A 954-nucleotide genomic window follows, 5' to 3' on the forward strand; every position below is an offset into this window, starting at 1 on the left:
CCTCAGGGCTACGGTAGCCGAGGTCGCGTTGGATGCGGCGATGGTGAGATTCTGCTCGTTGGTGCGGTGGTGGAAGAAGGCGTGGGCTCGCCGCGACGGCATCCACGAAGTGTTCCTCGCCCTTGACACTTGCTTCGTCACGAACCGAAGTGTCGTGTGGTCCTGGCAGGACCTCCCATCGGCGTTCAGGCGTGGGACACAACGGTTTACGGCCAGCCGCCGGTGAAGCCGATGACCTCGCCTGTGGTGAATGTCGAACGCCCGGAGGCGAGGAAGCTGACGAGCTCGCCTATCTCTTCGGGTTCGCCGAGCCGGCCCGCCGGCACCGTCGCAGCGATGGCCTCACGGCCGGCTGGATCATCGACGAACGCAGCCCGCGGGTAGTACAACTCGCTGTAGAGATAGTTCGGGGCGACCACGTTGACCTGAATACCGTACGCGGCGGCCTCCTTGGCAAGCGCCAGCGCGAAGGCAGTCGTGCCGGCTCGGATCGCGGTCGGTGTCGCAAAGCCCGGCTCAGGCCTCCGCGGGCGGGCCGACGTGATGAAGACGAACGTGCCGCTCCCACGCTGCTTCATCGCCGGCAGGTACAGCTGCGTCAACCGGAACGGGAACACCAGCACGGCCTCAAACGTCGCCCGCAGGTCCTCCACCGCAACGTCCTCGATCGCGTTGCGCGTGATCGGAAACACGTCATTGCAGACCACGACATCAACGGCATCGCCCGCCACACCGAAGATCTCCTCGGGATCCCTCGCATCGAGGCAGTCCACGCCCGGATAGGCGGCCGCATACCGCGTACGGACCGCCCCGTCAGCGAACGACGGATCATGGCAAACAACCCGAAACCCAGCTCGAAGCAACACCGGGACAGTGCCAGGCCCAGCGTACTGAGTGACGTTCGTAACCAGTACCCGACGCATGCGTCCACCTCCAGCCGTAGCGACAATCAGA

General features: G+C 65.0%; 1 protein-coding gene. It reads right to left on the bottom strand.

Annotation, left to right across the window (positions count from 1 at the left end):
- Window positions 1–206: 206 nt before the first annotated feature.
- On the bottom strand, window positions 207–923 hold the full coding sequence (locus ABD332_RS59885) for an SDR family oxidoreductase (protein WP_344516100.1): 717 nt from the start codon (window positions 921–923) through the stop codon (window positions 207–209).
- Between the last annotated feature and the right edge of the window lie 31 nt (window positions 924–954).

Origin of the sequence: Dactylosporangium maewongense (genome assembly GCF_039531485.1) — a bacterium.
Classification (GTDB): Bacteria; Actinomycetota; Actinomycetes; order Mycobacteriales; family Micromonosporaceae; genus Dactylosporangium; species Dactylosporangium maewongense.

Excerpts from the sequence above, each read along its gene's own strand:
- ABD332_RS59885 (WP_344516100.1), bottom strand. The coding sequence starts at position 923 with ATGCGTCGGGTACTGGTTACGAACGTCACTCAGTACGCTGGGCCTGGC.